General features: G+C 42.8%; 4 protein-coding genes. All 4 read right to left on the bottom strand.

Features of this window, described 5'->3' with window-relative positions; all coding sequences use genetic code 11:
• Positions 1-25 precede the first annotated feature (25 nt).
• The 4 genes from lysS to H6G03_RS36535 all read right to left on the bottom strand — a co-directional run bounded on the left by lysS (position 26) and on the right by H6G03_RS36535 (position 5,762).
• Positions 26-1,528 carry a lysine--tRNA ligase gene (gene lysS / locus H6G03_RS36550; RefSeq protein ID WP_190475749.1) on the bottom strand — a complete coding sequence of 501 codons (1,503 nt, stop codon included), beginning with the start codon at positions 1,526-1,528 and terminating at the stop codon, positions 26-28.
• A 173-nt stretch (positions 1,529-1,701) separates the two neighbouring features.
• The gene (locus H6G03_RS36545; RefSeq protein WP_190475747.1) at positions 1,702-3,006 is read right to left on the bottom strand and encodes a glycoside hydrolase family 3 protein; all 1,305 of its coding nucleotides are present in this window, start codon (positions 3,004-3,006) and stop codon (positions 1,702-1,704) included.
• Positions 3,007-3,114: 108 nt separating this feature from the next.
• Entirely contained in the window at positions 3,115-4,704 is a 1,590-nt protein-coding gene (locus H6G03_RS36540) for a mucoidy inhibitor MuiA family protein (RefSeq protein ID WP_190475745.1), read from the bottom strand.
• 89 nt (positions 4,705-4,793) lie between these two features.
• A complete protein-coding gene (locus H6G03_RS36535) occupies positions 4,794-5,762 on the bottom strand; it encodes a M48 family metalloprotease (protein ID WP_190475743.1) in 969 nt (322 codons plus the stop codon).
• Positions 5,763-6,393: the final 631 nt, after the last annotated feature.

Genomic DNA, 6,393 nt, shown 5'->3' with positions numbered 1-6,393 from the left:
CTCCCCCACTCCCCCGCTCCCCCGCTCATTCTTGTTCCGGTTTGAGGAGGGGGAAGGCGATCGCATCCCGAATGCTGGCACAATCGGTTAATAGCATCACCAAACGATCGATCCCAATTCCCAAACCGCCAGTAGGTGGCATCCCGTACTCCAACGCCGTTAGGAAGTCTTCATCGACACCGTGCGCTTCTAAGTCTCCAGCTGCTTTACGCGCCGCTTGCGCTTCCAGACGTTGGCGCTGATCGATCGGATCTGTAAGTTCCGAGAAACTATTTGCCGTTTCCCGTCCCACAATAAACAGCTCGAATCTCTCCACCAAACCTGGTTTCGATCGATGTGGTTTGGCAAGCGGAGAAATTTCTACCGGATAATCAATTACAAAAGTAGGTTGAATCAGGTTTTCTTCCACTGTTTGCTCAAACGCTTCATTGAGCATATGTCCGATTGATTCGCAATCTTCCAATCCTTCAATGCCAAATTCGTGTGCAGCTTTTCTAGCTTCTTCAACTGTTTGGAAATTGCTAAAATCTAAGCCAGTGCGTTCTTGCACCAACTCGTGCATTGTGGCGCGACGCCAAGGCGGAGTTAGATCGATCGCCTCCCCTTGATAAGTAATTTTCAAAGTACCCAAAACTTCCTTTGCCGCACCTGCAATCAGCGCTTCTGTCAGCGCCATCATATCATTGTAATCAGCGTAAGCTTGATAAATTTCAATTGTCGTAAATTCCGGATTGTGACGAGTAGAAACACCTTCATTCCGGAAAATTCTTCCCAATTCGTACACCTTTTCAAACCCACCCACAATCAACCGCTTCAGATGTAACTCTGTAGCAATTCGCAGGTACAGTTCAATTTCCAACGTATTGTGATAGGTGATGAAAGGACGCGCCTCTGCACCTCCCGCTTCCGCCTGAAGCACAGGAGTTTCGATTTCCAAAAAACCCCTTTCGTCCAAATACCGACGAATTGCCGCCGTAATTTTAGCGCGACGGCGAAAAGTTTCCCGCACTTGGGGGTTGACAATTAAGTCAACATAGCGTTGGCGATAGCGTTTTGCAATATCGGTGAGTCCGTGCCACTTATCCGGTAAAGGCAGCAGCGACTTGGTGAGAATGGCATACTGCTTTACATAAACGGATAGTTCGCCTTTTTCAGTCCGTTTTATAGTCCCTTTCACGCCGATGATATCCCCCACATCGGTCAGCTGCTTGAGGTGATTGAACGCATCGGTATCGATATCTGCCATATTTTCCTGGATTCTGTTCTTATCCAGGTACAGCTGAATCGTACCGGTTTCGTCTTGCAGGTTAAAAAAGGCGAGTTTCCCGAAAACGCGACGGATCAGAATGCGACCCGCAACGGCAACTTCGATATCGACTTCTTCGCCGTTGGTTAAGTCTGCATATTTTGCTTGCAGTTCTGCCGCGTGGTGGGTGCATTCCCAGCGGTAGGCGTAGGGGTTTAATCCCAGTTGGTTGAGTTGTTCGACTTTTTCGAGTCGCGTGGCGCGGATATCTTCTTCGGACATGATGGGGGACTTTTAGCAGCAGCCTCCAATTATAGAACAATTTACAACACTTGTTTGAAATCTGTACAAGGCGATCGGCTGTTATCTGCTATAGGCTGCGTTTATCTGCCTTCATCTGCGGTAAAAATTTAACCCCTGATTTCCACAGATAATCCGAATGTTTATCCCAAAAATTAAAAATGGCCTATAGACTCGGATTGAGTCTGAAGTCTTTTCTGACTATTCTCCAACATTTGTCTATCCAATTTTACTCTCTCTTCAGCTTTTAGTAAAGCATCCATAGCTTCATAATATAAATCTTTATCGAAAGCGATTAATATCAAATCCACTCCCGCATTAATCGCTTTAACTGTAGCCAGTGCCAATCCATCTTTACTGCCATAAACTGCCTGCATACTAAAATCATCTGTAATCAATACACCATCGTGTCCCCAATCCTTTCTAATAATACCGTCGATCGCCTGCTGGGAAAACGATATCGGATGTTCTTTATCTACCGCCGTTAACCTAGCGTGTCCTAACATCGTAAAAGCTGAAGATTTGCTCATCACTTCTCGAAATGGCACCCAGTCGTCTTGAGATAATTCTGCTACTGATGTATGCAATTGTGCATCAGCAATGTGAGTATCTGTGTTTACTCTTCCCAGTCCGGGAAAATGTTTAATCGTGCAGCGAACACCATATTTTTCTAATGTTTGGCAATACCACAAAGCTACCTTGGCAACGATTTCCTTATTTGCTGATATAGCTCGCAGGTAAATTTTAGAAAATTTATCGTCTGGACTGATAATTCCCTTGTTTAAATCAACCACGGGAGCGAAGTTGAGGTTAACTCCTATGGCAGATAAATCTTTACCCTGAGTAGTGGCATATTGAATTACTTTATCTTTTTTTTGGTCTATATTTTTAGCGCCATCTAGGACATCTGATAATTGAGGCAATTTAGTCAAAGGTGGAGATAAGCGAGATACGACGCCGCCTTCTTGATCTGTCGCTATCCACAAAGGCGACAAACCCTGAGCGCGACGAATTGCTTGCAAAGTTTGAATTTCTTGTTGTATCTCTTGTTTGCTTTTATTTTTAATGTTTCTAGCCGTGACAAATACTCCGCCGATCGCTCTTTTTGAGGCTAAAGTTTTGATTTCATCAAAGTTCCTGTATCCAACGATAAAATGCTGTCCCAATTTTTCCAGTTTGGCGATATCTGTGTTCAAAACATTTTGTTTTGCCAAGTTGAATTTGATTTCCAAACCAGTGGCGGTGCAGAGAGCTAAAGATGCGATCGCTAATATCGCAACTGCGCTTAATGTTTTCTTGAAACCGATTATTTCCGTTAAAATTAATCCAACACCAACTATTATAATAGCTGCTAACGCCAGAGATCTCCCTCCAGCGAATAAAGGCTGTCTATAATAAAAAGCAACACTCAAAATTGCTAACGCTAAAAATAATTTAACTATTTTTATAAAAAATCTCATATCCCAAATTCACTCACCGTTTAACCAACATCCAAATTTATCTGCGTTTATCTGCGTTCATCTGTTTTCATCTGCGTTAAAAAATCAACCTTACTTTTAATAAATCAGCTAAATATCCATACTTACTACACTTATCTCCGCCGGATGTTCTATGCTAAACTGATAATATACTTCCATTTTGCGCTGGCGTTTAGATTGACGCGGTAGAGTCAGCACCCATTCCAACTGACCCATTGCACCGAGATGAATCTCCGGATTTGTACTGAGTAAACGTACTTTAATTTGTTCGTCGCGACTGACAGGCAATTGCTCAATTAAGCGCAGAGTTGTTTTGCGATCGCGCAAGTTTGTAATTACCAATTTGTAACCGTAAGTCGTGCGCCGATAGTTCCCTATTAATTCTACCTCTCGTTCCAGTAAATCGCGCTCAATCTGCAAATCTTCGTCAACACCTAAGTTAAGCTTAAAATCTTGACCGGGTGCAACATTTTCGATATCAGTAGTGCCAACAAGAGTGCGATCGCGGAAAATATTAGCCTTACCCGGTAGCAAATTTATCCCATTAGATTTATTCTTAACCGTAGCTTCTAAATACGCGAAAGCGCTCGACCTTGGCAGCGCGACATATTCAATTTTACAAGGATAATTTTCACTTAATACTATCACTTTATGAGCAACGCCATCACCAAAAATATCATTGTTTCCAGCTAAACGGAAAGTTACTGCGCCTTCAGACTTAGTTCCTTTCGTCAGCACTTTTTGCAATTGCGGTAAATCTTGTTTTTTGGAACCATTATTATCTTCTGCCAATAAAGCTTCTAATTCCGCAAAATCATCCTTACAACCAAGCTTACCTTGTCGGGAAGCTTGGTTATTTTTCTGACCGCTAATATACCACGGTTCGAGTTTGGGAGGTAGAATATTTAAAGCTGGTTTAGTTGTAGAAAGGGTGAGTTTGACACCTTGCCAATTTTCGCCAGTTTTTTGCTTAATTTCTGCCAGATAGGTGAGATTGATACGATCGCCATTACTGCTAGTTCGCAAGTCGTAAAGCGGCGTCCACCCAGCGCGAGTCACCAGATAGGACAATTCTAAGTGAAATTCTCCCGGACTTGGAGGAGCGATCGCAACGATAACATTATAACTGGTATAACTTTCTTTGCAAGTAGATAGCTGTAATTGCTTGAATTGTTGGCGAAATATTTCCAATTGTCTATCTAACTCGCGCACCTGCCTTTCTCGCAGTGCGATCGCATTTGCATACTCCCCATACTGTTCTCCCAAAAAATTTACTAACTCCTTCACTTCATCCAAGTTCATCTGTGCGGGAGCGAGCAATCCGGAAAAACCTTCCAAAGACTTTTCGCTTAATGATTGTACGAAATTACGCTGTAATTGTGCCGCATCTAATTGATCTTGAATAGTACGTCTTTGCTGCTCCAAACTCCGAATTTGTCTGCTCAGTTGTCCTACTTTTTCGCCAAATGCTTCATTGGCAAATACAGTTTCTGTACGCACTCCCAATATACCCTCACCTCTCACCCGAATTGAATCAGTCTGAATAGTTAAAGGCAAATCGGTGATGATTAATTCTTGTTCCTCACCAGTCAAACTTACTGTACCGCGCCGCGTCACTAAAGCTTGGTTGGTGTATACCGTTACTTCTGAAATATGGGTATTGACTATTTGATGTGTCATTTGTCAGTTGCCAGTTGGTTTATAGTTCAGAGTTCATCGCATCGATTTTGCAACGACGAACAATGAACGATCGCTCTCAACAGTGAGCCTCACTCAGACTTTCTTTTCAAATTGTCAATTTCTCGTTGCAACTCCTCAATTTGACGCCGCAATTCATCTGCTTGGCTGCGTCCAGTTTGAGATGGAACATCAACCGCTCCTTCTCCTGCTGAATGTTGATAATTGCCATGACGAATTTGACGATATTCATCAGAATTTGACCATTGGCGCAAGTGGATAATGCGTTCTACCAAAAAAGGATGACTGAGAAATACACCTTGAGCCAAATTATTGTAAAGCAGAAACTTATAAACTTGATTCAATCCATCATCATCGAGTTCTTGATATCTTTCCGATTGACGAATAAACTCATCCAAACTAGCTTCGTTATTGTACTTGCCACTACCGCCAGCCAGTTTCATCATCGCTCGCATGACGGAATTGATATCATCTGAAAGTAACAAAGCGGCGCGATCGGCTGATAATTCCGAGCGGCGTTTCCATTCATAAAACGCATACACCAAACCGCTCCCGATGATATTACCTAAGCCAAGCGTTAATTCCCCAATAAAAGAAGCAGTGCTAATCACCCAAAGTGCCATTTGAGTTAAAATAGTGTGACCGCATTTAATATGTCCTAATTCATGAGCGATAACCGATCGCAGTTCCGCTTCCGTCATCAAGTCCAACAATCCAGAATTTAGTACGATCGACGGTCGCTCTTGTCCCAAGGCATAGGCATTAGATACGGGAAACTGACTGATAAATAAAGTTGGTTCCGGATAAATGTCTAAATCTCGCACACATTCGCGAAACATCTGATAAACTGTAGAATACTGGCGCGGGCCGACTTGAATGCTATTACCCATGTGGTAGACAAATTGCGGACGCTCGTAGAAAAATTCGACAAATTTACGAGCCGCGATATCGAAACCCGGTAAGCTGCGTAAGGTTTGTTCCGCCTCGCGATCGAGCGGATGGCGAAAGGCTTCGCTTGACATTCCTTTGTACGTTGGCATAGAGAGACTTTTTTAGTGGTATTGTACTTATTCTAATGAAGCTCAGATAGATGAGCGATCGCACGCCGATGTTCTCGTCCATGTTCGCATAGTAGCTGCAAGGTGGATTGAGGATGCGATCGCACCTTTTTAGCGCTATTTCTCAAGTTTAATAGTTGCTGCTGTGAGATGCTTGCACTACGGCGACATCGAATTCACTACGCTAAGCGTTTGGGAAGCAAACTCTTTCCACTTCGACTGGTAGAGAATTAGGTAGATAATCGTGCAATAGTCACTTTGAGAATTCCTTTAAACTCGCAGCAATCTCTATATTAAAAAAAAGAAAGCTGAATTGGTTTATCGTCTGCTTTATCAGTGTTTATATCTGAATTTACTTCATACCACAGGCTTTGCCAACCATCTATTAGATTTTGTTATCACCTCAAGTACGAGAGCGCCATCGTTATTTACCTATAACCCTAATTCCCGTCCTATTAATTAAACTTATCAACCTTAATACGGAAGACCCCATTGTTTAGTTGATTTTACCGAAAACCGTGCGTGAAAGCCCCTGGCTTTAGACATGGGGATGAAACGCACCTGGCGATTTTAATCGCCGTCAAGTCCCTGGTTTCCACTTCTGATTCTCAAT

Origin of the sequence: Aerosakkonema funiforme FACHB-1375, from assembly GCF_014696265.1 — a bacterium.
GTDB classification, from domain to species: Bacteria; Cyanobacteriota; Cyanobacteriia; order Cyanobacteriales; family Aerosakkonemataceae; genus Aerosakkonema; species Aerosakkonema funiforme_A.
This window is presented reverse-complemented; position numbering and strand designations above follow the sequence as displayed.